The 25,169-nt window shown below is 73.3% G+C and carries 17 protein-coding genes; 8 read left to right on the forward strand and 9 right to left on the reverse strand.

Annotated features, from left to right (window positions below; genetic code table 11):
- Nucleotides 1-74: 74 nt before the first annotated feature.
- Complete coding sequence (locus ACN9M0_RS02960) at nt 75-1,163, forward strand: glycosyltransferase family 4 protein (protein ID WP_366040457.1); 1,089 nt, start codon at nt 75-77, stop codon at nt 1,161-1,163.
- Here ACN9M0_RS02960 and ACN9M0_RS02965 read toward each other — a convergent pair.
- The 5 genes from ACN9M0_RS02965 to ACN9M0_RS02985 form a co-directional block, all read right to left on the reverse strand.
- Nucleotides 1,158-1,943 (reverse strand): class I SAM-dependent methyltransferase, encoded by a 786-nt coding sequence (locus ACN9M0_RS02965; protein WP_366040458.1) that lies wholly within the window; start codon nt 1,941-1,943, stop codon nt 1,158-1,160. The two genes, ACN9M0_RS02960 and ACN9M0_RS02965, sit on opposite strands and share 6 nt — an antisense overlap.
- The gene (locus ACN9M0_RS02970) at nt 1,940-6,406 is read right to left on the reverse strand and encodes an aminotransferase class I/II-fold pyridoxal phosphate-dependent enzyme (RefSeq protein WP_366040459.1); all 4,467 of its coding nucleotides are present in this window, start codon (nt 6,404-6,406) and stop codon (nt 1,940-1,942) included. The genes ACN9M0_RS02965 and ACN9M0_RS02970 overlap by 4 nt, the downstream gene beginning before the upstream one ends.
- A gap of 142 nt (nt 6,407-6,548) precedes the next feature.
- Nucleotides 6,549-7,583 carry a LacI family DNA-binding transcriptional regulator gene (locus ACN9M0_RS02975; protein ID WP_366040460.1) on the reverse strand — a complete coding sequence of 345 codons (1,035 nt, stop codon included), beginning with the start codon at nt 7,581-7,583 and terminating at the stop codon, nt 6,549-6,551.
- 95 nt (nt 7,584-7,678) lie between these two features.
- Nucleotides 7,679-8,008: a putative quinol monooxygenase gene (locus ACN9M0_RS02980; RefSeq protein ID WP_366040461.1), complete on the reverse strand. Its 330-nt coding sequence runs from the start codon at nt 8,006-8,008 to the stop codon at nt 7,679-7,681.
- A gap of 45 nt (nt 8,009-8,053) precedes the next feature.
- Nucleotides 8,054-8,851: an IclR family transcriptional regulator gene (locus ACN9M0_RS02985; protein ID WP_366040462.1), complete on the reverse strand. Its 798-nt coding sequence runs from the start codon at nt 8,849-8,851 to the stop codon at nt 8,054-8,056.
- Nucleotides 8,852-9,011: 160 nt separating this feature from the next.
- On the opposite strand from ACN9M0_RS02985, the gene ACN9M0_RS02990 reads away from it, so the two are divergent.
- The gene (locus tag ACN9M0_RS02990; RefSeq protein WP_366040463.1) at nt 9,012-10,814 is read left to right on the forward strand and encodes a VanW family protein; all 1,803 of its coding nucleotides are present in this window, start codon (nt 9,012-9,014) and stop codon (nt 10,812-10,814) included.
- A 103-nt stretch (nt 10,815-10,917) separates the two neighbouring features.
- Complete coding sequence (locus ACN9M0_RS02995; RefSeq protein ID WP_366040464.1) at nt 10,918-11,949, forward strand: serine hydrolase domain-containing protein; 1,032 nt, start codon at nt 10,918-10,920, stop codon at nt 11,947-11,949.
- Between the two features lie 28 nt (nt 11,950-11,977).
- On the opposite strand, the gene ACN9M0_RS03000 is transcribed toward ACN9M0_RS02995, so the two are convergent.
- On the reverse strand, nt 11,978-12,517 hold the full coding sequence (locus tag ACN9M0_RS03000; RefSeq protein WP_366040465.1) for an AMIN-like domain-containing (lipo)protein: 540 nt from the start codon (nt 12,515-12,517) through the stop codon (nt 11,978-11,980).
- Between the two features lie 70 nt (nt 12,518-12,587).
- On the reverse strand, nt 12,588-15,533 hold the full coding sequence (locus ACN9M0_RS03005) for an AfsR/SARP family transcriptional regulator (protein ID WP_366040466.1): 2,946 nt from the start codon (nt 15,531-15,533) through the stop codon (nt 12,588-12,590).
- Between the two features lie 138 nt (nt 15,534-15,671).
- Here ACN9M0_RS03005 and ACN9M0_RS03010 point away from each other — a divergent pair, with 138 nt between their 5' ends.
- The 4 genes from ACN9M0_RS03010 (at nt 15,672) to ACN9M0_RS03025 (ending at nt 19,942) form a co-directional block, all read left to right on the forward strand.
- On the forward strand, nt 15,672-17,117 hold the full coding sequence (locus ACN9M0_RS03010; RefSeq protein ID WP_366040467.1) for a glyceraldehyde-3-phosphate dehydrogenase: 1,446 nt from the start codon (nt 15,672-15,674) through the stop codon (nt 17,115-17,117).
- 120 nt (nt 17,118-17,237) lie between these two features.
- A complete protein-coding gene (locus ACN9M0_RS03015) occupies nt 17,238-18,002 on the forward strand; it encodes a DUF817 domain-containing protein (RefSeq protein WP_426403056.1) in 765 nt (254 codons plus the stop codon).
- A gap of 253 nt (nt 18,003-18,255) precedes the next feature.
- Nucleotides 18,256-18,459 (forward strand): cold-shock protein, encoded by a 204-nt coding sequence (locus ACN9M0_RS03020; protein WP_033201600.1) that lies wholly within the window; start codon nt 18,256-18,258, stop codon nt 18,457-18,459.
- Nucleotides 18,460-18,553: 94 nt separating this feature from the next.
- Nucleotides 18,554-19,942 carry a DEAD/DEAH box helicase gene (locus ACN9M0_RS03025; protein WP_366042699.1) on the forward strand — a complete coding sequence of 463 codons (1,389 nt, stop codon included), beginning with the start codon at nt 18,554-18,556 and terminating at the stop codon, nt 19,940-19,942.
- Between the two features lie 134 nt (nt 19,943-20,076).
- Here ACN9M0_RS03025 and ACN9M0_RS03030 read toward each other — a convergent pair whose 3' ends face one another.
- Nucleotides 20,077-22,671, reverse strand: a complete 2,595-nt coding sequence (locus ACN9M0_RS03030; protein ID WP_426403057.1) for an MFS transporter — start codon at nt 22,669-22,671, stop codon at nt 20,077-20,079.
- 180 nt (nt 22,672-22,851) lie between these two features.
- Here ACN9M0_RS03030 and ACN9M0_RS03035 point away from each other — a divergent pair, with 180 nt between their 5' ends.
- Nucleotides 22,852-23,547 carry an NADPH-dependent F420 reductase gene (locus tag ACN9M0_RS03035; protein WP_366042701.1) on the forward strand — a complete coding sequence of 232 codons (696 nt, stop codon included), beginning with the start codon at nt 22,852-22,854 and terminating at the stop codon, nt 23,545-23,547.
- Nucleotides 23,548-23,566: 19 nt separating this feature from the next.
- On the opposite strand, the gene ACN9M0_RS03040 is transcribed toward ACN9M0_RS03035, so the two are convergent.
- Nucleotides 23,567-25,111 (reverse strand): PQQ-binding-like beta-propeller repeat protein, encoded by a 1,545-nt coding sequence (locus ACN9M0_RS03040; protein ID WP_366042697.1) that lies wholly within the window; start codon nt 25,109-25,111, stop codon nt 23,567-23,569.
- Nucleotides 25,112-25,169 lie beyond the last annotated feature (58 nt).

Here is a 25,169-nt window from a genome sequence, read left to right on the forward strand (position 1 = left end):
GGTCCATGTGCCCGCGCCCGCCGTGACCTCGACGCCGACGCCGACGCCGGGGCCTGCCGTCGCGGAGGTGCCCGATGCTCCGCGGTGAGCGGCCCCGTGTCCTGCTCCTGACCAGTGGTCCGCTGGACGGGCCGGGGGGCTGTGACGTGCGGCTGGCCGCCGACGTCCTCGGGGCGCTGCCCGACGTGGACTTCGTGTGGTTCGCCCAGTGGCCGGGCCGGCAGGGGGCTCCGGCACGCGGACGGCCGGTCCGCGTCCTCTCCCGGGACGGGGTCACGCACGTCCCCGCGCGGGTGCAGTCCGCGCTCGCCGGGGCCCTGTTCGCCCACCGGGTCGACCTCGTGCACGCCTTCCTGACCATCGGCCGCGCCTTCCCGGCCTTCTCCTGGCTGCGTCCGCTGCTGCTCGGCGGACGGCCGGTCGTGCACACCGTGCCCGGTGTGACGGACAACCGCCGTCTCCGGCGCGCCCGGCCGCTCGGGACGACGGTCGCCCTGTCCGAGTCGATGGCCCGTCGGCTGCGGGCCGCCGAATTCGGCGACGTCCGCGTCATACCGCCCATGATCGGTCTCGACGAGTGGCCGTACCTGCCGCGACCGGAGGGATTCCCCACGGTCCTCTTCACCGGGCACCACGATCCGCACGGCGGGGCGGAGACCGCGATCGAGGCGGCCGCGGAGGCCCACCGGGAAGGGGCCAGGTTCCGGCTCGTGCTCGCCATGCGCGGGCGGCCGGGGCAGGACACCCGGGCCCTCGACGAGGCCCTGCGCGAGCAGGCCGGCGCGGCCGGGCTGACGGACGTCGAGGTGCGCGGGTACGTCGACGACATGCACGCCCTGCTCGCCTCCGTCCAGGTGCTTCTCTTCCCGCCGGCCGTGCTCGGCGCGCATGCGGACATCCCGCTCACCGTGCTCCAGGCGCTTGCCTCGGGCCGCCCCTCGATCCTCAGCGACCTCCCCCAGTTCGCCGACTTCGGCCACGCGGTGCTGCGGGCCCCGGCGGGCGACGGACGCCGCACCGGGCAGCAGCTGGCGTGGCTGCTCGACCAGCCGCGCTCCTGGGACATGCTCGCGGAGCGGGGGCGGGCCCTGGTCGAGGACCACTTCGGCCCCGAGCGGTTCGCCGCCCGGTACGCGGCGCTCTACCGGGAGCTGCTGTCATGACGGCGCGGAAGCCGCCGCTTCGCCGGTGAGCAGCAGGACGCCCGTGTCCCCGTATTCGGGCAGGGTGCGGTCCTTCTCGAGCCTGACGATCCGCAGGCCGGTGGTACGGGGGGCGAACACGGCCCGCAGGGCGGCCTCGTCGACCGGGCAGGCGGGCCAGACCGGGCCGGTGCCGATGCGGTAGCTCGGCATGCGTTCCATGAAGGCGGCGAGGAGCGTGCCGCCGGGGCGGACGGCGCGGACGAAGGCGTCGCAGAGGGCGGTGAACTCGCCGAAGTCCTCGGTGACGCTCTCGGCGACGAAGTGCATCGAGGCGAGGTCGTACGTGCCGGGGACGAGGTCGTCGGCGGTGCCGCGGACGACCCGGACCCCGCGGAGCGCCTCCGCTGGGTCCGAAGGGAGGGCGGGGTCGAGGGAGCGGCACAGGGCGTAGAAGGGCCGCCAGCTGTCGTCGATGCCGTGGGCGAGCTGTTCGCGGAGGTAGCGGACGCCGGCGGCACTGGGTTCGAGGGCGTCGACGCCACGGGCGGCGGCGCCCGCGAGCATCAGCGGGTACAGGTTGGGGCCGGCGCCGAGTTCCAGGGTGCGGGACAGGCTGCCGGGGGCGAAGCGCCGGTAGCGGGCCGCGTGGTGGCGGATGACGCCGACGTCGTAGGGGTGGAGGCTGCGGTAGTTCTCGGCGAGGTAGTCGTCGACGGGCCAGACGTCCCAGTCGGCGTCCCGGTTGCGGCGTACCGCCCGGCCGGTCTCCGGCGGGCTCTGCGGGGTCCGGTCCATCATTCCTCCGCGGGCCGGACGGCCGCGACGGGGCGGGCGGCCGCGACGGGCTGCAGGGTGAAGCGCTCGGCGAGCTCCGTGAGGGCGGCGCACAACTGCTCGATCTCCTCGTCGGTGTTGGCGGCCGTGATCTGGATGCGGAAGCCGACCCGGTCGCGCGGGACGAGCGGGTAGGACGCGAGGGTCACGTAGATGCCGTGCTCCCAGAGGAAGGTGGCGACGGCGTCGAGGTCCCGGGCGTCGCCGAGCGGGATCTCGACGATCGGCAGGCCGTCCGTGTTGGGGGTGGCGATGCCCAGGCCCCGCACATGGGCGAGGACGCGGGCCGTCCTGCGGTACAGACGGGCCCTGATCTCGTCCCCGCGTTCGTCGTTGACGTCGAGTCCGGCGAGGGCGGTGGCGAGCGAGGCGGTCGGCGAGGGCCCCGAGTACAGGTAGGGGGCCGCCGCCACCTTGAGGTGGTCCTTGAGCCAGTGCGGCACCGCGAGGAAGGCGAGCAGGGAGGAGAAGGCCTTGGAGAAGCCGCCGACCAGGACCACGTTCTCGTAGGTCTCGCCGAAGTGGCGGACGATGCTGTTGCCGCGCGAGCCGTAGGGGCTGGTCTCACCGGCCCGGCGCTCCCCGATGACGCCGAAGCCATGGGCGTCGTCGACGTACAGCAGGGCGCCGTTCTCCCGGCAGATGCGGGCGAGGACGGGCAGGTCGGGGAAGTTGCCGGTCATGCTGTTGACGCCGTCCATGCAGACGAGCCGGCCGGCGTCGGCGGGCGCGCCGCGCAGCAGCGTCGCGAGTTCGTCCGGCCGGTCGGCGCGGAAGCGGTGGACCTCCGCGCCCTCTCCGCGGGCGGCGACGCAGCCGTCGTACACGGTGCGGTGTGCCTGTGCCTCCACGAAGACCTGTCCGGTGCCGGCGAGGAGCGGGATGACGGACTGGTGGATGAGGGTGATGGTGGGCAGCAGCAGGGTGTCGGGGGCGCCGAGGAGTTCGGTGAGCCGCTCCTCGATGCGGGGGTAGAGGCGGGGGCTGCCGATGAGCCGGGACCAGCTGGGGTGGGTGCCCCACCGCCGGACCTCGGGTTCGATGGCTTCGATGATGTCGGGTTCGAGGTCGAAGCCGAGGTAGTTGCAGGAGGCGAAGTCGACGAGCCAGTCGTCGCCGACCCGGATGCGGCGGCCGTCGATCTCGTCGATGACGGCGTCGCACATGAGGCTGGTCCGCTGCAGGTGTTCCAGGTCCCGCCACCGGGACTCGCGCGGGGGCCGGACGGTGCGGACGGCCGGGGCGGGCCCCGCGGGCCGCACGGGCGGACCGGCGGCGGCGGGCGGGGCGCGGTGCAGGTAGGACTCGGCCTGGTGGGCGGTCATGGGGCGGGCGAAGAGGTAGCCCTGCCCGTACCGGCAGCCCATCTCGGCGAGCAGCGCCCGCTGCTCCTCGTGCTCGATCCCCTCGGCGACGACCTGGAGGCCGAGGACGTCGGCGATGCGCACGATGCCCTCCACGAGGGCGACCTGCTGCGGGTCGGTGGTGATGTCGTCGATGAACGACTTGTCGACCTTGAGGACGTCGATGGGGAACTCGCGGAGGTAGCTGAGCGAGGAGAATCCGGTGCCGAAGTCGTCGATGGCGATGGCGACGCCCAGGTCCTTGAGGGCGGCCATGGTGGTCCGTATCTGGGCGTCCTTGCGCATGAGGACGGTCTCGGTGAGCTCCAGGACGAGCGAGCCGGGCGCGAGGCCGGAGGAGCGGAGGGCGCGCCGTACCTCTTCGAGGAACCCGGGGTCGCGGAACTGCCGGGCGGAGACGTTCACGTTGGCCCGCAGGGGGGTGTGGCGGGGGTGGGCGCGCTGCCAGCGGGCGATGTCGAGGGCCGCGTGTTCGAGGACCCAGGCGCCCAGCGGCATGATGTGGCCGCTCTCCTCGGCCAGGGTGATGAACTGGTCGGGCGGCACCATGCCCCGGCGGGCGTGCGGCCAGCGGATGAGCGCTTCGAGACCGGCCGGCGCGCCGTCCTCCACCTCGACGATCGGCTGGTAGCGCAGGGCGAAGGCGTGGTCGGCGATGGCGGTGTCCATGCCCGCCTGGAGTTCGTGGCGGGCGACCAGCCGGGAGTGGAGCTCGGGGTGGAAGAGCCGCCACCGCTTCTTGCCGGCGGCCTTGGCGGCGTACAGGGCGAGGTCGGCGTGGCCGAGGAGCTCCTCCGCGTGGGCGCTGTCGAGCACGGTCGCGATGCCGACGCTGGTCGACACGGAGACGGCGCCGTCGGTGAGGTGGAACGGCTGACTGAGGGTGTGCACGATCTCGGCCGCGAGGGCCTCGGCGTCGCGGGGCTCGCGCGCGCCCTCGATGAGGACGGCGAACTCGTCGCCGCCGAGCCGGGCGGCGGTGTCGGTGAGCCGCAGGACCGAGCTGAGGCGGCGGGCGACGGCGACGAGGAGCTCGTCGCCGACGGAGTGTCCCATCGTGTCGTTGACGACCTTGAAGTCGTCGAGGTCGACGAAGAGCATGCAGGTCAGGGTGGACTCGCGGCGGCCGCGGAGCAGCGCCCGCTCGATGCGTTCGAGGAGCAGGACGCGGTTGGGGAGTCCGGTGAGGGAGTCGTGGAACGCCCGGTGGGTCAGTTCCCGTTCCAGTTTCCGCTGCTCGGTCACGTCGCGGAGGGTGAGGACGAGGCCGTGGACGGTGCGCTCGTCGCGCAGGTTGCTGCACCGGACCTCGACCTCCAGTTCCTCGGAGCCGCCGTGCAGCAGTTTCCAGTCGTCGCGGGCGGCGGAGGCGCCGCGGGCACGCGCGTCGGCGACGAGACGCAGGGCGCTCGCCGTGTCGGCGGGGGCGAGGAGGTCGGTGAGGGGGGTGCCGGGGAGCAGGGAGCGGCCGAACATGGAATCGGCCGAGGGGCTGGCGTACCGGATGGTGTCGTCGTCGTCGACGATCAGGATGACGTCCGAGGTGTTGTGCACGAGGGTGCGGAAGTAGGCCTCGCTGGTGCGGCGGTTGACCTCTTCGCTGAGCCCGAAGCGTTCGAGGGCCAGCGCGGCCTGGGAGGCGAGGGACTGGGCGGGTCCCGAGATCTCCGCGAGCTTCTTCTCGGTTCCCGCGAAGAGCATGACGCCGAGCAGCGGTTCGCCTCCGGCGGGGGCCTGGAGCTCCAGCGGGCAGAGCAGGACGTGGGTCTCGGGCGTGATCTCGGCGGCGACGGACGGGTCGAGCCGGGTCAGGGGGAGCAGCCGGGCGCCTTCGGCGAGGAGCTCGTGCCAGGCGGTGCCGCGGGGCCGGATCAGCTCGTCGGTGCGGCAGCTCCAGGGGTGCTCCGCCGTGGCCACGGCGGTGAGTCCGCCGCGGCGGTCCCGGGTGAAGAGGAGGACCTGGTGGGAGGTGCTGGGGCCGAAGAGGGTGGCGGAGGCCGTCTCGACGGCTCCGGCGACCTCACGCGGGCTCAGGGCGGCGACGAGGGAGGCGGCGGCGAGCCTGAGGCTGCGCTCGCGGGCCTCGGCCTTGCCGTGGTCGCTCATCATGCCCCGGAGACGGGCGAGGACCAGCAGGAACATCAGGGCCGAGAAGATCGCGATGACGGCGATGTCCTTGCTCTCGTCGTGGCGCAGCGACTGGAGGAGCAGCAGGGCGGGGGCGACGAGGGAGGCTCCGGCGAGCAGCGCGAGGCGCCGCTCGGCGACGTGGGGGGCCGGTTCCGGGGCGCGCTCGGTGAGGCCGGTCATGGAGGGGTGGAGGGCGGCGAGGCCCCAGGCGGTGAAGAAGACGACCCAGCCGAGGTCCCAGGGCGTGCCGACCTGCCAGGTGCCCTTGAGCTGGAGGGCGCTGTAGATGACGTCGGAGGCCAGGATGCCGCAGGTGCCCAGGGTGAGGAGCTGCACGGACCGGGAGCGGAGGCCGCCGGGGACGAGGAGCCGGGCGAGCATGGCGAGCATCAGCACGTCGCCGAGGGGGTACGCGATGGAGATGGCCTTCTCGATCCAGCTCATGCCCTCGCTCCTGGCGAGCGGGGTGATGAGGTTGACCCAGGAGAGCAGCGCGAGGCCCGAGGTGAGGATCAGCGCGTCGAGGACGACGCCGAGGTCACGGCCGACGGCCCGGTAGCGGATGAAACCGAAGAGGCCGATCGCGAACAGCGGGTAGGTGGCCAGGTAGAGGGCGTCGGCGACGGACGGGAAGGGTCTGGTCTGGCCGAAGAAGGACTCCAGGGCGTTGTAGGCGGTGTCGCCGCTGACGAAGGTGAGGTTGGCCGCGGCGAGCACCAGCCAGGGCCAGCGCCGGGCGGGCCGGTGAAGACGGACGCCGACGAGGATGGCGATGACGCCGCTGAGGCCGATGAGCGCCCACAGGGTGGTGTGGCGGGCGGGGAATTCCAGGTACGCGACGGTCAGCAGGGTCACGATCAGGAGGTACACGAGGGTCCCGGCGCGCAGTCTTCCGGACGCGGTGAGCGGCCGGTTCGGCCGGCGCAGCGACATCGTCCACCGCCCCCTCGCAGGGTCGGACGCCGTCGGAGCGCCCTGGTCGCGGATACGGACCCCGTACGGTGTCCATTCTCCGGGGCCCCCGGGGCGGCTGCATCTCGGCACCGGCGGGGCCGGTCGGGGGCGCTGTCGCCCGTCAGGAGGAGGCGCGGACCACCAGTTCGGTGGGCAGCATCCGGCGGGGCTGTTCGTCGGGGTCGCTGGGCGAGGCGATCTCCTGCAGGAGCAGGCGCGCCATGGTGCGGCCCATCTCCTCGATGGGCTGGCGCACGCTCGTCAGAGGCGGGTCCATGTGCCGGGCGACGGCCGAGTCGTCGACGCCGACGAGGGCGACGTCCTCGGGGACCCGGCGGCCGGCCTCGCGGAGCACGCTCCGCGCGCCGGCGGCCATCACGTCGGAGGCGGCGAAGACGGCGTCCAGGTCGGGCCTGCGGTCCAGGAGTTCCCGCATGGCGCGCCGGCCGCCCTCCTCGGTGAAGTCGCCGTGGGCGACGAGCGTCTCGTCGGGTTCGAGTCCGGCGTTCGTCAGGCCCTCGCGGTAGCCGTCGAGGCGGCAGCGGGCCACGTACATGTCGAGGGGTCCGGTGACGGTGGCGATCCGCTGCCTGCCGCGGGCGGCGAGGTGGGCGACGGCGGTCCGGCCGGCGCCGGTGTTGTCGGAGTCGACGAAGGCGACCCGCTCGGCCTCGGTGCGGCGGCCGTTGAGGACGGCGGGCAGGCCGAGGGCGCGGACCTGGTCGGGCAGCGGGTCGTCGCCGTGCACGGAGACGAGGAGGACGCCGTCGACGCGCTGCGCGGCGAGGTACTGCTCGAAGCGCTGCCGCTCCTGTTCGCTGCGGATGAGGGTCAGGAGCAGCTGCTTGTCGGCGTCGGCGAGTTCGGTGCTGACGCCGCGGATGATGTCGAGGAAGTACGGCTCGGCGAAGAGGCGCGCCTCGGTCTCGGGGATCACGAGGGCGACGGCGTCGGTGCGGCTGCCGGCGAGGGCACGGGCGGCGCGGTTGGGGACGTAGCCGAGTTCGGCGACGGCCCGTTCGACGGCGGCCTTGGCCTGTTCGCTCACCTTCGGGGAGCCGTTGATGACCCGGGAGACCGTGCCGCGGCCGACTCCGGCCCGGGCCGCGACCTCCTCGAGGGTGGGCCTGCCGGTCTGCCGCCCGCTCACCGCCATGTGCCGCTTCTCCCTTCGGGCCCGCCGCCCCGCCTGCGTGTGCACGCGAACCTACCAGGCGGGGCGGCGCGGGCCGCGGGGTGCCGGGAGACGGCTCAGGCGTCGGTCGGGGCGAGTTCGGCCATGGCGCCCCAGCCCTGCTGCGGGACCTCGACGTTGATGATCTCGGGGGTGGTGGCGATGGCTCCGGCCATGGCGGCGAGTCCGGCCGTGAAGTGCGGGGAGGCGACGTGGGCGGCGCCCGCCTCGGCGTCGGCGAAGGCCTCCAGGAGGACGAAGACGTTCGGGTCGTCGACGCTGCGGGACCAGTCGAAGAAGAGGTTGCCGGGCTCCGCGCGGGTGGCGCGGGTGAAGTCGTCGACGAGGTCGAGCCAGCGGTCGGCGTGGTCGGGGCGGGCGGTGAACCGGACGGCGATGAAGATCATGCGTCCACTCTGCGGCGGCCGGGACGGTGGGGCGAGCGGGACGGCTCAGGATTCCGGCAGGGTCGGAAAGGCAGGTGCGGGAAAGCCAGGTGCCGGAAAGGCGGGGGCGGCGCGGGTCAGCGCGGCCCGGATCTCGCCCTGGCGCCGCCCGAACTCGGCGGTGGGCAGGGAGACGGACAGGGCGTGCACGATGCCGTCGCCGCGGTCGGGCAGGGCGACGGCGAGACAGGTGTACGCGAGGTCGGCCTCGCCCACCGAGACGGCGAAGCCCTGTCCGCGCACCCGGTCCACCTCGGCCTCGAAGCGCTCGGCGCTGGTGATCGTCCGCTCGGTGAAGCGGGCCATGCCGTGCTCCGCCAGGTAGCGGCGGCGCAGCGGGCGCGGCAGCGCGGCGAGCAGCGCCTTCCCGTGGGCGGTCGCGTGGGCGCGGACCTCGGGGCCCGGGGTGAAGGGGTGGCCGGCGTCGGTGACGGGGGCGGTGGTGTCGACGACGGTGATCAGGCCGTCGCGGTAGGCGGTGTGGTACGCCTCGGCGCCGGTGGCCCGCCGCAGCCGGCCGAGGAGTTCGCCGGTTCCGGCGCCGAGGCCGTGGTGCCGCTGGTGGGAGCGGTGCAGGGCCGGGACGCGGGGTCCGGGCGCGTACCCCTCGGTGGTGCGGACGAGGTAGCCGCGGGCGAGCAGGGGCCCGGTCAGGTGGTAGACGGTCGAGAGGGCGCAGCCGAGCCGCCGGGCCAGCGCCTTCGCCCCGACGGGCCGCTCCGCGTCGGCGACGGCGTCGAGGACGGCGAGGGCCCGGTCGACGGACTGGGGCCCCGGATGCCCGGGGCCGGGGGTGGCAGGCATCGCTCCAGCTTAGGGGGCCGTCACCCGCTCGGCCGCACGCTCCGTGCCCGATTTGCCCCGCTCCGTATCCCCGCAGGTCAAACCGCCTTTATGTGCATAAGACACTCTTTCGGCGTACCGTCGTGTGGTTGCCCCAGTCCCCGACGCCCCGGGAGAGCGTGTGCCCCGCTCCAGGACCGACCTTGCCCCGACGCCCCGTGAGGGGCGCCGTCCGCATCTCCGGACGGCGGCGATCGCGACGGGTGTGGTCGCCGTCGCCGCCGGCGGCCTGTATGTGGCGGGGCTGCTCGCCACCGGGGACGACATATCCGCCGGCACCCGGGTCGACGGCGTGGACATCGGCGGCATGAGCCGCGCCGAGGCCGAGGCCAAGCTGACGGCCGCGGCCCCGGCTTCCTGGAAGGCGCCGATATCCGTGCGGGTCGGCGACCAGGCCTCCACCGTGGACCCGGCCACCGCCGGCCTGACGGTGGACGTGGCGAAGACCGCCGACCTGGCGGCCGACCCGTCCCGGGACCCCGTCACCGTCATCGGACGGCTCTTCTCCTCCGGGGAGCGCGAGGTCCGGCCGGTCCTCGCGTACGACGAGGCGAAGACGCGGGCCGCCGTGGCCGAGCTGGCCAAGAAGAACGACCGGACGGTCCGCGAGGGGTCCGTCGCCTTCCGTGCGGGCGAGGCCGTCGCCACCCAGCCGGTGACGGGCCGCAAGCTGGACACCGGGCAGGCCGCCGAGACCCTGCGCGCGGCCTACCCGGCCGCCACGGGCGCCGCTGCGGTGACGCTGCCCGTCGCCGTGACCGAGCCCGAGCTGCCCGCCGCCGAGGTGTCCCGCTTCCTCGACACGTACGCGAAGCCGGCCGTCTCCGGCCCGGTGACGCTCACGGCGGGCGGCGAGCGGCTGCGGATCTCCCCCGCCACCCTCGGCGACCACCTCACCGTGAAGAACGCCGACGGCCGCCTCACCGCCTCCCTCGACGAGGAGGCCCTGCTGCGCGACCCGGACGTGGCGCGCCCCCTCGCCGCGCTGAACGGCGCGCCGGAGGAGGCGTCCCTCGGGGTACGGGACGGAAAGGTCGTCGTGGAGTCGGAGGGCCGCCAGGGCCACGAGGTGACCGCGAAGGCCCTCGGCGACGCCGTGCGCCCGCTGCTCGCCAAGTCCGGCGACGCGGCCCGTACGGCTCCGGTGGCCACCAAGGTCACCGAGCCCGAGCTGAGCTCAGCCTCTCTGGCCCGCCTGGGCATCACCGAGCAGATGTCGACGTTCACGGTGAACTTCCCCAGCGCCCCGTACCGCACGACGAACATCGGCCGGGCCGCCGAGCTCATCAACGGCTCGCTGGTGCAGCCCGGCGAGGTGTGGAGCTTCAACAAGACGGTCGGCGAGCGGACCCCGGACAACGGCTTCGTGGACGGCACGATGATCCTCGACGGCCAGTACCGCTCCGCGCCCGGCGGCGGCGTGTCGGCCATGGCCACCACCGTCTACAACGCCATGTTCTTCGCCGGGGTGCAGCCCGTCGAGCACGGCGCGCACTCCTTCTACATCGAGCGCTACCCGGCCGGCCGCGAGGCGACCGTCGCCTGGGGGACGCTCGACCTGAAGTTCCGCAACGACACGGGCAAGCCGATCTACATCAAGGCGAGCGCCACGGACTCCTCGGTCACCGTGAGCTTCCTCGGCACGAAGAAGTACGACTCGGTGGAGGCGGTCGCCGGACCCCGCACCAACCTCACGCAGCCCACGAAGCGCGAGGGCACCGGCGAGGCCTGTGTGCCGCAGCCGCCCCTCGAAGGCTTCGACATCTCGGTGGACCGCGTGTTCAAGAACGGCGGCACCGAGGTCAAGCGGGAGACCTACAAGACCCACTACACCCCGCGCGACGAGGTGACCTGCAAGCCGGTCGCCGAGGACGGCGGAGGGGACACCGGGCAGGGCGGCCGACAGGCCGGCGGCGGCCACTGACGGAAGGGTGTCTTCCCGTACCGCCGGGGCATGACTTCGGAGCGCGGCCCGTCGACCCCTCGGAGGGCCGCCCCGAACCTCCCCGGACCGCCGGAGGCACGCCTTGGCACAGCGCAGCGACCCCTTCGAGCGGCTCCTCGGCGAGGCCGCGCGCGCGGGCACGTACCCGTGTGCCGCATGGGCCGTGGGCGACGCCCGCGCGACCCTCTCCTCCGGCGCCGTCGGGCTGCTGGACCCGGCGCGCCCCGGGGGACCGGCGCTCCCCGACACGTTGTTCGACGTCGCGAGCCTCACCAAGATCCTCGCGGTCTGGGCGGTCGCCGGCACCCTCGTCGACGCAGGGAAGCTCGATCCGGCCGCCCCGCTCGGCTCGTACTGGCCGGAGGCCGCGGGCCGGCCGCTCGCCGGGGCCACGGCGCACCACCTGCTCACCCACACCGCGGGCCTGCCGCTCCGCGCCAACCTCCGGCACCTGTACGGCTCCGATCCGCAGGACGTCCGCGACGGCGTCCTCGCCGAACCGCTCCGGCACCGGCCCGGGGAGGCCGTCGCGTACACCGACCGGGCGGCGCTGATCCTCGGCTACCTCACCGAGCACCTCACCCGGCAGCCGCTCCCCCGGCTCGCCGAGGACCGGGTCTGGACGCCCCTGGCCATGACGGAGACCCGGTACGGGCCGCTGCCCGCCGAGGACCGGGAGCGGTGCGCGCCGACCGAGTACGACGAGGAGAGCGGCGCCCCGCTCCGGGGCACCGTCCACGACTTCTCGGCCCGGCTCCTCGGCGGTGCCTGCGGCATCGCGGGGGTCTTCACGACCACCGCCGACATCGGCCGGTTCCTGCGGCACCTGCTCGACCCGGTGCCCGGCACCTTCTCCGCCGGGTGGACGGCCGCGTCGCTGCGCGTCCACACCGGCGAACTCGTCCCGCCGCGCGGGCTGTTCTGGCATCCGGCGCCGGGCACCGAACCGGCGGAGGACGTCTGGGCGCACTTCGGCTTCACCGGCACGGCCCTGTGGGTCTCGCCCACCCGCGGCCGCTGGGCCGTCCTGCTCACCAACCGGCTCCGTCTCACCCGTGACCCCGGCCCACTGGGCCGGGTCAGGGACGTCTTCCGGACCCTGGCCTTCCGGTGACCGGCACCCGTCAGCGGCGCGCGTCGGCTCAGTGGTAGACGTCGATCACGAGCCGGTTGGGGCTGGTGAGGGTGAAGACCTTGTAGCTGCTGTAGTCGCCGAGGGCCAGGCCGAAGCCGAAGTACCCCTCGTATCCGCCGGCCAGGCCGTAGCCCTTGACGGAGGGGAGGGCGAGCTGCTGCACGGTGGGGCCGGTGAACGAGTCCTGGTAGCTGGTCGTCATGTTGTTGACGCCCATGAGCCGCAGCGTCAGGTACGACTTGCCTTCGAGGGGGAGGCGCTTGGGCTCCTCGCCGCTCTCGGTGTAGATGCCGACAGTGTTGGTCGTCGTCTCCAGGATGGTCGGGAGGCTGGGACCGCCGAGGTCGACGACGACCCGGTCGAAGTCCGTGTGGGCGCCGGTCCGTACGTCGAGGAAGCAGGCCGACTCGCACTCCGGGGTGACCGAGACAGCGGCGGGCGCCACGGTCGTGGCGGCGGAGGCCGACGGGACGGGACCGGCGAGCAGGGCGGAGGCGAGGGCACCGCCGAGGGCGAGGAGACGCAGGGGTGTTGCGGACGTGGACATGCCGAACTCCGTGACGGGTGAAGGGAAATGGGGAGGCCGGCGGGCCTCGAAGCCCACCGCCGTCCCGACCCTAGGACCGCGGGCCCTCGCTCCCCCGTCCCGGCCGTCTCCAGGACGTCCCGGGGCTTCCCGGGTACGCGGGACGCCCCTGGGGGACGGTCCCGTCCGTCAGCGCCTGGGACGCGAGGGCCTTCAGACCTTCCAGGCACTCGTCGACCCGCTTCGTCAGGTTGTGCCGGCGGGCGAGCTCCAGACACGACTCCCAGGTCTCCTGGGCGGCGTCCCACTCCCCGAAGTGGTGGTGGGCCCGGGCCGTGAAGACGAGACAGTCGGCCGTACCCCCCTGGTCGTGCATCCGGAGCCGGATGGAGAGCGCCTCCGCCAGGACCTCGAACGCCTCGTCGCGGTCGCCGAGGACCCGCAGCACGTCGCCGTAGTTGGTGAGGAGGGTGGCGAGGAACACCCCGTGGCCGGTCCCCCTGATCAGCTCGATGACCCGGCGGTAGTCCGCGGCCGCGAGGTCCGGTTCGCCGCGCAGCCTGTGGACGTCGGCGATCCGGCTGAGGAGGAGCGCCTCGCCGCGGGTGTTCCGGGTCGCGTGGTAGAGGTCGCGGGAGCGCTCGGCGTGGACGAGTGCCTGCGAGGAGTCCCCGATCTGCAGGTACACCGCCGACATGTTGCCCAGGATCGACGCCTGGGCCGTGAGGTCCGCGCGCTCCGTGAAGAGGTCCAGGGCGACCCGCAGGTGCTTCAGACAGGCCTCGTTCCGGAAGGCCATGCCGTGGGCGACGGCCGTGCGCCGGTGCAGCCAGGCCTGCCCGAGCCGGTCGTCGTGCCTGCGGGCGATGTCCATGGCCTGCTCCAGGCAGTCGTCCCACTCCCCCGTCCACCAGTGCGTGCTCGCATGGCCGAAGAGGCCCACGGCGAGCCGCCAGGCGATGTCGGAGCGGCCCAGCTCCCCGGCGCGGGTGAGGGCGTCCCGGACGGCCGGCAGCTCCCGCTCGGTCCACCGGATCGCCTCGTCGTCGTCCGCGAACTCGGGCAGCGACAGGTTCTTCACGGCCTTCTCGGCCGGCGGGGGCGGGGACTGCGTCTCGCGGGTGGCCGCCAGCGTCGCGGCCGCGAGGGCCGCCGCGTACCAGGTGAGCAGCCGGAGGAGGGCCGTGGTGCGCTCCGCCTCGGTGTCCTCGTCGTCCCGCTGCGCGGCGTACTCGCCGAGCAGGTCGTGCAGTCGGTACCGGTCGGGCTCGGGGTTGAGGACGAGGTGGGCGTCGGCGAGGACGTCGAGCACGGCGGCGGCCCGGGCCTCCGTGACGTCGAGGAGCGCCGCGGCGGACTGCGGGGTGACCGCGTGGGCCGACCACACCCGGCCCAGGAGCCGGAAGGCCCGCGCGGCCTCGCGCTCCAGGGGCTGCTCGCTGTCCCGCATGGCCACGTAGCTCATGGCGAAGGTGCGCCGGACGTCGAAGGTCCCCATCGCGAGGGTGTCGAGCCGCCCCTGGTGCGGGGTGAGTCGTTTCGCCAGGAGCGCGAGGGGCCAGGAGGGCCGGGAGGCGAGCCGGCCGCCGACGATGTGCAGGGCGAGCGGCAGGCCCCCGCAGGCGCCCATGATGTCGGCCAGCGCCTCGGGCTCGCTCCGTACCCGCTCGGCGCCGGCGAGCTTGGCGAGGAGCGCGTGCTGGTCGGACTCGGGCAGCGGGTCCAGCGGGACCTTGGCGGAGCCCGGCAGGTCGGCGAGGAGCTGGCGGCTGGTGATCAGGGCGGCGCTGTGCCCGCCGGCCGGCAGCAGGGGTGCCACGTGGGCGGCGTTGCGCGCGTTGTCGAGGACCAGGAGCACGCGGCGCTCGGCGAGCGCCGACCGGAGGAGGAGGGCGCGGTCGTCGGTGTCCTCGGGCAGGGCGTCCTGGTGGACCCCCAGGTCGGACAGGAACCGGGCGAGCAGCTCGTGGGCCGTGCGCGCCCCGCCCGAGCAGTAGCCGCGCAGGTCGGCGTAGAGGGCGCCGTCGGGGAAGGCCTCGCGCACCCGGTGCGCCACGTGGACCGCGAGGGCGGTCTTGCCGACGCCGCCCATACCTGAGATGACGACGGCCCGGACGCGCGCGGGGTCCGGTCCGCTCGCGGCGCCCTCGGCCGGGACGCCCAGCAGCGCCCGTACGGCCGCGGCCTCGGCCTCCCGGCCCGTGAAGGCGTCCCCCTCGCAGGGCAGCTGGAAGGGCGGGCGGGCCACGGCGGCGGGGATACGGGGGCGGGGCGCGGGTTCTCCCGCGAGCACCTCCGCGTGGGCCTCCCGGACGGCGGTGCCGGGTTCCGTGCCGAGCTCGTCGACCAGGTTCCGGCGCAGCCGGTGGAAGACGGCGAAGGCCTCGGCCTGACGGCCGGAGCGGTGCAGGGCGAGCATGAGGCGCCGGTGGAAGCCCTCGCGCAGCGGGTGCTCCCCGGCCAGGGTGGTGAGCGGGGCTACGGCTTCCTGGTGGCGGCCGAGGGACAGCTCGGCGTCGAAGCTCCATTCGAGGGCCTGGAGGCGCGCCTCCGTGAGCTGGTGGACCCGGAGTGCGGGTGCCTCGGTGTCGGAGAAGGGGGCGAGGTCCGCGAGGGGGGCGCCGCGCCACAGGGACAGGGCGAGGTCGGTCTCGCGGCGGACCGCCTCCCAGTCCTCCCGCCGGTGCGCCTGCCGGACGGCCCGGACCCGGGCCTCGAAGGTGTCGGCGTCGAGCTCGTCCTCGTGGACGATCAGCTGGTAGCCGGGGGCCACGGTGCGCAGCCGCTCGTCGGTGCCGCCGTCGGCGGCGGCGAGGACGCGGCGGAGTCTGGTGAGGTGGTTGGCGAGGGCGGCGTCGGCGCTGGCGGGGACGGAGGCGCCCCAGAGGGCTTCCTTGAGGGCGTCCCGGGAGACCGTGCGGTTGGCCTGGAGTAGGAGTGCGGCGAGGAGGACGCGGACCTTGGGGCCGGTGACCGGCCGCAGTTCCGTCCCGTCGTGGACGACGAGTGATCCGAGCAGCCCGAACTTCACCACCATGCCCCCGCATCCTGGTAGGTGGGTCCGCCCGACCGGGGCGGTTTCCCACGTGACCCATCGTACGGTTCGGCACCCCTTGATTGATCAAACCGGCCGGGGGTTACCATATGAGCGCCGCCTAGCTCGAAAGATAATCTTGTGACTGTCAATGACGACTCGTTCACCAGCTGGAAGAACCGCGAGGAGATCGCGGAATCGATGATCCCGATCATCGGGAAGCTGCACCGGGAGCAGGACGTCACCGTCCTGGTCCACAGCCGCTCCCTGGTGAACAAGTCGGTGGTCAGCATCCTCAAGACCCACCGCTTCGCCCGGCAGATCGACGGCGAGGAGCTCTCGGTCACCGAGACGCTGCCGTTCCTCCAGACGCTCACCACCCTCGACCTGGGCCCCTGCCAGATCGACATCGGTGTGCTGGCCGCCGACTACAAGACCGACGACCGCGGTCTCTCGGTGGCGGAGTTCACCGCCGAGGCCGTCGCCGGCGCCACCGGCGAGAACAAGATCGAGCGCCGTGACGGACGCGACGTCGTCCTCTACGGCTTCGGCCGCATCGGCCGTCTCGTCGCCCGTCTCCTCATCGAGAAGGCCGGCTCCGGCAACGGTCTGCGCCTGCGCGCGATCGTCGTCCGCGGCGGCGGCGACCAGGACCTCGTGAAGCGCGCCTCGCTGCTGCGCCGCGACTCCATCCACGGCCAGTTCCAGGGCACGATCACGGTCGACGAGGCGAACAGCACCATCGTCGCCAACGGCAACACGATCAAGGTGATCTACGCCAACGACCCCTCCGAGGTCGACTACACGGCGTACGGCATCGAGAACGCCATCCTCATCGACAACACCGGCAAGTGGCGGGACCGCGAGGGCCTCTCCAAGCACCTGCGCCCCGGCATCGACAAGGTCGTCCTGACCGCGCCCGGCAAGGGTGACGTGCCGAACATCGTGCACGGCGTCAACCACGACACGGTGAAGCCGGACGAGCAGATCCTGTCCTGCGCCTCCTGCACCACGAACGCGATCGTCCCGCCGCTGAAGGCCATGGACGACGAGTACGGCGTGCTGCGCGGCCACGTGGAGACGGTCCACTCGTTCACGAACGACCAGAACCTCCTGGACAACTACCACAAGGCCGACCGTCGCGGCCGTTCCGCGCCGCTCAACATGGTGATCACCGAGACCGGTGCCGCCTCGGCCGTCGCCAAGGCGCTGCCCGACCTCAAGGCCCCGATCACGGGCAGCTCGATCCGCGTCCCCGTCCCGGACGTCTCGATCGCGATCCTGAGCCTGCGCCTGGGCCGCGAGACCACCCGCGAGGAGGTCCTCGAGTACCTCCGCGACGTCTCGCTGCACTCGCCGCTGAAGCGCCAGATCGACTTCACCACGGCCCCCGACGCCGTCTCGATGGACTTCGTCGGCTCGCGCCACGCGTCCATCGTCGACGCCGGCGCGACCAAGGTCGACGGCGACAACGCGATCCTGTACCTGTGGTACGACAACGAGTTCGGCTACTCGTGCCAGGTCATCCGGGTCGTCCAGCACGTCTCCGGCGTGGAGTACCCGACCTTCCCGTCCCCGGCGGTCTGATCTCCGGCAGGCACACCAGCACGGCGGCGCGCCGCACCTCCCGTCCGGGGTGCGGCGCGCCGCCGTTTCGCCGTGACGCGACCCGCGAACCGATCACGGCCCGCCGGCGTCCCTCCCGCCATGAGAACGCTCACCCACGGGACACGTCAGCTGCTGCGCTTCGCGGTCCTGGAGGCGCGCTGCTGCGCCTTCGCCGTCGCGCTCGTCGGCGGCATAGCCGTCTCGGCCCTGCTGCCCGAACTGCCGGTCGCCCGCTACGACCTGCTCCTCCTGTACGGCATCGGGCTCACCGTCCTGGCGTGGAGGCTCGGCTGGGACACCGGCCGGGACGTCGCCGTGATCGCCGGATGCCATGCCATCGGCCTGCTCTTCGAGCTGGTCAAGGTCCGGATGGGCTCGTGGAGCTACCCGGAGGACGCGCTGACGAAGTTCGGCGGCGTACCGCTGTACGGCGGGTTCCTGTACGCGGCGCTCGGCAGCTACGTGTGCCGGGCCTGGCGCCTGTTCGACCTGCGGCTCACGGGCTACCGGCCCCGGGCCACGGCGGTGCTCGCCGCGGCCGTGTACGTGAACTTCTTCAGCCACCACTGGCTGCCCGACGCCCGCTGGGCCCTCGCCGCGCTGCTCCTGGCCGCGACGGCGCGGACCTGGGTCCGGTTCCGGGTCGGCGAGCGCGACCACCGGATGCCCCTCGCCCTGTCCTTCGGCCTGATCGGCTTCTTCCTCTGGGTCGCCGAGAACGCGGCCACGTACGTCGGCGCCTGGAGCTACCCGGACCAGCTGCACGGCTGGCAGCCGGTGTCCCTCACCAAGTTCGGCGCCTGGGCCCTGCTCATCACCGTCACGTTCGTCCTGACCGCACGCGGCGGCCGCAGGCTCGCCTGAGTGGATCTTTTTTCATCGATCAGGTTCAGTGATCGGGAAATTCGGACATTTTCGTGCACGCCCGCCGGAGGCCGTGCTACAGTCGAGATCAGTTGCAGTCGTGGTTCCCATACTTACAAGTGCCTTCGACGATACGACATCGTCAGGCACTTGCTGTGTTTTCGGTGCAGTTTTCCGGACGGGGCAATCATCACGGCGACGCCGGGGTTCGCACAGTGCGGATCCCAGGGCTACGCCCCGAAGGAGATATGACATGGCTACTGGCACCGTGAAGTGGTTCAACTCGGAAAAGGGCTTCGGCTTCATCGAGCAGGAGGGTGGCGGCCCGGACGTGTTCGCCCACTACTCCAACATCGCCACCTCCGGCTTCCGTGAGCTCCAGGAAGGCCAGAAGGTGACCTTCGACGTCACGCAGGGCCAGAAGGGCCCCCAGGCGGAGAACATCCTCCCCGCCTGACGTTGACACGTCCGACGCGGCCGGTGTCCCCACCCGTGTGGTGGGGGCCCCGGCCCGTCGCTTTTTCCAGACTTTTCGACGGACCAGGTGCCGCATGACGACCACGCCCCCCACGGACGACGCGCGCCCCGCGCCCACGCCGGCCGTGACCTTCGCCGAGCTCGGTCTGCCGGCCGGACTCCTCGCGGAGCTCACCCGCCTCGGTGTCGACGCGCCCTTCCCGATCCAGGCCGCCACGCTGCCGGACGCCCTCGCGGGCCGCGACGTCCTCGGACGCGGGCAGACCGGATCCGGCAAGACGCTCGCCTTCGGCCTGCCGCTCCTCGCCCGCACCGCCGGGCGCCGGGCCGAGGCCCGCAAGCCGCTCGCCCTGGTCCTGGTGCCCACCCGCGAGCTGGCCCAGCAGGTCACGGACGCCCTCGCCCCCTACGCCGACGCGATGAAGCTGCGCCTGGCCACCGTCGTCGGCGGCATGTCGATCGGACGGCAGGCCGGCGCGCTGCGCGACGGCGCCGAGGTCCTGATCGCCACCCCCGGCCGGCTCATGGACCTCGTCGAGCGCAAGGACTGCCGTCTCGACCGGGTGGCCGTCACCGTCCTCGACGAGGCCGACCGGATGGCCGACATGGGCTTCCTGCCGCAGGTCACCGAGCTCCTCGACCAGGTGCCGCAGGGCGGCCAGCGACTGCTGTTCTCCGCCACGCTCGACCGTGACGTGGACCAGGTGGTCGAGCGCTACCTCCAGGCCCCCGTCGAGCACTCCGTCGACCCCTCGGCCGCCGCCGTCTCCACGATGGAGCACCACGTGCTGCACGTGCACGGCGCGGACAAGTTCGCCACGGCCACGGAGATCGCCGCCCGCGACGGGCGCGTGATCATGTTCCTGCACACCAAGGCCGCCGTCGACCGCTTCGCGAAGCACCTCCTCGGCAGCGGCGTGCGGGCCGCGGCGCTGCACGGCGGCAAGTCGCAGCCGCTGCGGACCCGGACCCTTGACCGCTTCAAGTCCGGCGAGATCACCGTCCTGGTCGCCACCGACGTGGCGGCGCGCGGCATCCACGTCGACGAGCTCGACCTCGTCGTCAACGTCGACCCGCCGGCCGACGGCAAGGACTACCTGCACCGCGGCGGCCGCACGGCGCGCGCCGGGGAGTCCGGCGTGGTCGTCACGCTGGTCATGCCCGAGGAGCGCCAGGACGTGGCCCGTCTCATGGCGGAAGCCGGGATCCGGCCCCGCGTCACCAGGGTCCGTTCCGGCGAGGCCGAGCTGACCCGTATCACCGGCGCCCGGAAGCCCTCGGGCGTCCCGGTCGACGGCAGCGCGCCGAGCCAGGAGGGCGTCAAGCGCGGCGGCGCGGCCTTCCGGGGCATCGGCACCGTCCCCGGCCGGCCCGGCCGCGCCAAGAACGAGTCCCGCCGCGCCGCCGAGGCCCGCAAGACCGCCGAGGCCCGCCGGGCCGCGAAGGTCCGCCGGGGCGGTTGACCGAGCGGGTTCCACACGCCTCGAACAGGCGTGCTCGAAACCGCCGCGCATGCATCGAGCCCGGGACGTCCGTCCCGGGCTCGACTGTTGTCCTTCGCCGGAGGACCTGTGGACCTGCTCCCGCGAGCTCGCGCCTACCGCGACCGTTCCGGGGCCCTGGTCCTGATCAGCAGACCTGCGAGGAGGCTCGCGAGGAGCAGGAGCCCGGCCATGGACCAGAGGGCGACGGAGTAGCCGCTCAGGATGGCGTCGTTCGTCTGCGTGATGACCGCGGCCAGCGATTGCGGGACCCTGTGCGGGTCGATCAGGACGCCGCTCCGGACGGCTCCGGAGAAGTTCTCCGGAATGCCCGACACACCGTCGAGTCGGCCCGAGACCACTGACGCGAGGACGCTGCCGAACAGCGGGACGACGAGCCAGGCGCCGATGTTCTGGGCCGCCAGGACCGTCCCCGCCGTGCCTCCGGAGCCTTGCGGACCGCCCGCGCCGGTCGCCGTGGCGAGCAGCGGCCCCAGGGCCAGGCCGAGCCCGAGACCGGCGAGGAGGAGCGTGGGCAGCACCAGGGCGGCGTACGAGGCGTCCATCTCGAGGCGGGCCAGGAGTCCCACGCCGACGGCCGCCAGGACCAGTCCCGGCACGATCAGAAGGCGGGGCGCGACCCGGCCCTGCAGGAAGCCCGAGACCTGGGTGGCGACGGCGACGGCGAGGGCCATCGGCAGCAGGGCGCTGCCCAGCTCGGACGGGCTGTATCCGAGGGCGCCCTGCAGATACATGTACAGGATGAGGAACAGGATGGGCGTGCCCATGCCGACGAGCGCCAGGACGAGGAGGGAGCCGGCACGGTCACGGTCCCTGAAGAGCTCCGCCGGGACGAGCGTGCCGCTCGGCCTGGTCTGCCACCACACGAAGGTCACGAGCAGGCCCGCACCGGCCAGCAGGAGGAGCACGGTCAGGGGTTCGGTCCAGCCGCGGCCCGCACTCTGGGAACCGTAGACCGCCTCGGCCCGGTGGAAGCCGAGGACGAGGGCGGCCAGCGCGCCGGTGCCGAGCAGCACGCCCCCCACGTCGACGCGGGCCGGGGCACCGCTCGACCGGTCGTCGACGAGCAGGAAGGCGGGAATGAGCGCGATCAGCGCGAGCGGGACCGCGGCGAACAGCGACCAGCGCCAGCTGAGGCTCTCGACCAGCCAGCCGCCCGTGAACGCGCCGGCGGCCAGTCCGCCGCCGGCGATCGCGGCGTAGACCCCGAAGGCCGTGCCCCGCTCCTTCGGGTCCGTGAAGCCGCCGCCCACCAGGCCGAGCGCGGCCGAGGAGAGCAGCGCGGCGAACACGCCCTGCAGGGCGTACGCCGTGACGAGCATGCCGGCGGAGGGGGCGAGGCCGCCGAACACGGAGGCGGCGGCGAAGCCGATGAGGCCGATGATCGCCGCCCGTTTGCGGCCGAGGAGATCGGTGAGGTGTCCGCCGAGCAGGAGCAGTGTGCCGAAGCCGGCCCCGTAGGCGAGGGACAACGGACCGAGGTCGTCGACGGAGAGGTGCAGGTCGGCCTGGATGACCGGCAGCGCCACGTTCGTGCCCGCCGAACCGACGAGGACCAGGAACTGCGCGAGCGCGGCGACGACCAGGCCCCACCAGCGCCGGGGGGAAGGGCCCGACAGGCCGGGCGGGGCGGTGGGCGCCCCCCAGGCGCCCGGCACGGTACCGACGGCCGGCCCGAACCCCGGCTGCACCGGACTGCCGCCCACCGGCGCCGTCGGGATGTAGGCGGGCGGCGGCGGGTACGCCTGGGGCTGGGACGGGATGCGCGGGTCCTGCGGCGTGACCCGCGACTCGGGCGCGAAGTCCAGCAGTTGGGCGGCACGGCGCCCGAGTTGGGCGAGCACGGAGCCCGGCAGCCACTCCTCGGCCCGGTCGGTCGCCGTGCGCTCCGCCACCTCGGCGGGCGTGGGGCGCAGCGCCGGGTCCTTGTGCAGGCAGGCCCGTACGAGATCGATCAGCGAGTCCGGCACGCCGGTCAGGTCCGGCTCCTCCTCGGCGATCCGGAAGAGGTGCGCGCTGAGGCCGGTGTCGGTGGCGCCGAAGAGGAGCCGGCCGGTGGCGGCGTACACGAGGACGGCGCCCAGGCAGAACACGTCGCTGGCCGGGGTCAGTTCGAGCCCGCGCACCTGCTCGGGCGACATGAAGCCGGGCGAGCCGATCAGCATGCCCGTGCGGGTGTGCAGGCTGTCCCCGCCGAGGCCGTCCATGGCCCGCGCGATCCCGAAGTCGATCACGCGCGGTCCGTCCACGGTCACCAGGACGTTGGACGGCTTCAGGTCGCGGTGGATCAGCCCGGCGCCGTGCACGGACTGCAGTGCCACGGCGAGCCGGTTGGCGAGGGTGCGCACCGAGTGCTCGGGCAGCGGACCGAAGTCCTTCGCCACCACGGTGGTCAGATCGGGGCCGGGGATGTACTGGGTCGCCACCCACGGCACCGGCGCCTCGGTGTCGGCGTCGAGCACGGCCGCCGTCCACTCCCCTCCCACCCGACGGGCGGCCGCCACCTCGCGCGCGAAGCGCCGGCGGAACTCGGGGTGCTGGGCGTGCTCGGCCTGCACCACCTTCACGGCGACCGTCCGCCCGGCCTCCGACCTGCCGAGGTACACGAGTCCCATCCCGCCCGCGCCCAACCGGGCGATGAGACGGTACGGGCCGATGCGCGTCGGATCTTCGGTGATCAACTGGTCCACGTCAGTAACATAGTTGAGGCGGCGGCGGCCCCGTGCGGGATCAACCGAACCATGGGCCACATCACGACGGAGAGCGACCGACCTCCTCCGTTCCTTCACTTCCGTACGGTCCGCCCGGAAGAAACCTCCCCCTCGCGGCGTTCAGCCTGACCGACGGGGAGCTCGTGGCCCCGGTCCCGGATCCAGTCCGCCCGCACCCACGAAGGACAGCTCATGAAGATCGGCATCATCGGCGCCGGAAACATCGGCGGCAACCTGACCCGCCGCCTCACCGCCCTCGGCCACGACGTGTCCGTGGCCAACTCGCGCGGCCCCGAGACCCTCGCGGCGCTCGCCGCGGAGACCGGAGCGACCCCGGTCGCCGTCACGGAGGCGGCCCGCGACGCCGAGCTCGTCGTCGTCACCATCCCCCTGAAGCACATCCCGGACCTGCCCGAGAAGGTCCTGGACGGCGCCGCCGAGGGCTTCGTCGTCGTCGACACCGGCAACTACTACCCCAGGGAGCGCGACGGCCGCATCGCCGCCATCGAGGACGAGGGCCTGACCGAGAGCCGCTGGACGCAGAACCACCTGGGTCATCCGGTCGTGAAGGCGTTCAACGGCACCTACGCCCAGGACATCCTGGAGCGGCCCCGACCGGCCGGTGACCCCGAGCGCATCGCCGTGCCCGTCGCCGGCGACGACGAGGCCGCCAAGAACACCGTCCGCGCGCTGATCGACGAGCTCGGTTTCGACACCGTCGACGCGGGCGGCATCGACGAGTCCTGGCGCCAGCAGCCCGACACCCCCGTCTACGGGCTCCGCGCCGGCGTGGACGCGGTCACCGAGGCCCTCGCCGAGGCCTCCCCCGAGCGCCCCGCCGCCTTCCGCGGGTGAGGTCCGCGTCCCGGGCCGCTCAGGGCGCCGCGGGCGCGAAGGACAGCATGCGGGCCTCGTGCGACACGTCGTCGCCGCTCACGACCGACGGCGTGATCACGATCCGGCCGTTCGCGTAGGCCAGGTGTCCGGCGAGCATGCCGCGCTCCGTGGAGCGGGCGGACTCCGGGTGGTTCAGGACCCGTTCCTCGGTGTCCACGCCTCCCGGGCCCAGCCGGACGATCCCGCCCGGCCGGCCGGCCGAGGCCGCCTCGTAGACGAGTGCGGACGAGCCCGCCTCCGCGTGCAGGGGGTGGAGGGTGCTGTCCGCGGACTTGATGCCCCAGACGAGCTTCCCGGTCCCGAGGTCGTAGGCGCCGACCTGGTCCGTACCGCCGATGTAGACGGCGTTCCGGCCGACGAGCGTGCCCGGGCAGTCCTGGATGTCCTCGCCCGAATCCCCCGCGTCGGCGCAGAGCTTGAAGCCCTTCGCGCCGGGGTCGATGGTGGTGCGGAGCCTCCCGCCCGGCCCGAGGGCGACGACGCGCCAGTTGTCCCCGCGTGCCCCGCGGAAGGTGGTGAAGACGACCGGGTCGACGGAGAGCACCTTGCCGATCTCCGTCCCCGGTGGGGTCCTGAAGTCCCAGAGGGCCTTTCCGGTGTGCGGGTCGAGTGCGCGGAGCAGGCTGTGGTTCTTCGTCCGGTCGACGCTGATCGCGCAGTCGGACTTCACCAGGAGCCGGGCGCCGCCCGCCACGTCGTCGGGGTAGCACCTCCCGTTCTTCTCCATGGGGATGTCGTAGAGCTTGGTCCCGTCGCCGACGCGGTACGCGGCGGCCTTCATGCTCTGGCCGACGGCGAGGACGTCTCCGCTCAGGGCGCTGTTCACGATGATCGTGTCGTCCATGGAGCCGGTCTCGGCGAGCTGCTTGTGCCAGCCGGCCTTCCCGGTGCGCAGGTCGATCATCTGGAGCTGGTTGCAGCGGGCTCCGCGCCAGGCCTCGCGGTTCTGGTGGACCACGACCACCTTGCCGTCCGGCGTCGGGGCGGCGGGTGTCTCGCAGACGGGCGCGGGCAGGCGCACGCTCCACAGCTCGGCGCCGTCCGAGAGGCGGAAGGCGGTGACCCTCTTGTAGAGGGCCTGGACGACGGTGTCGCCGACGGTCCACAGGTCGTGGACCTCGATGGAGCGCCGGGGCAGATCGGTCCGGTCGTCGACGATCCACGCCGTCGCGTCGCCCGGCTTCCGCCCCGCGTTGATCTCCTCGGTCGTCGGGATCCGCTTCGGTTCGGGCGTGCGGACGGCGGGGGTACGGGGCGGGGTCGGCGTCCCGGAGGGGTGCGGGGTCCGCTCCGCGACCGGTGCGGACGGACCGCTCCACCAGCCGCCCTTGACGGCGTACACGCCACCGCCCGTCGCCAGGAGCAGCAGGGCGACGACCGTGGCGATCACCGGGCCCCTGCCGAAGCGTCCGCGCCGGGGCGGCGGCCCGGGCGGGGTGTACCCCTCCGGGGCGTAAGGGTTGTCCGGCACCGTCTGTTGCGGCGGGCGCGGGGTGTACCAGGGCTGCGGCGGGAGGTGCATCGGCTGAGCTCCTAGGGCCTGTCTGACCATTCGCGTCGGATCAGGCCGGGTCGTTCGG

Origin of the sequence: Streptomyces sp. R-07 (assembly GCF_049913175.1) — a bacterium.
Classification (GTDB): domain Bacteria; phylum Actinomycetota; class Actinomycetes; order Streptomycetales; family Streptomycetaceae; genus Streptomyces.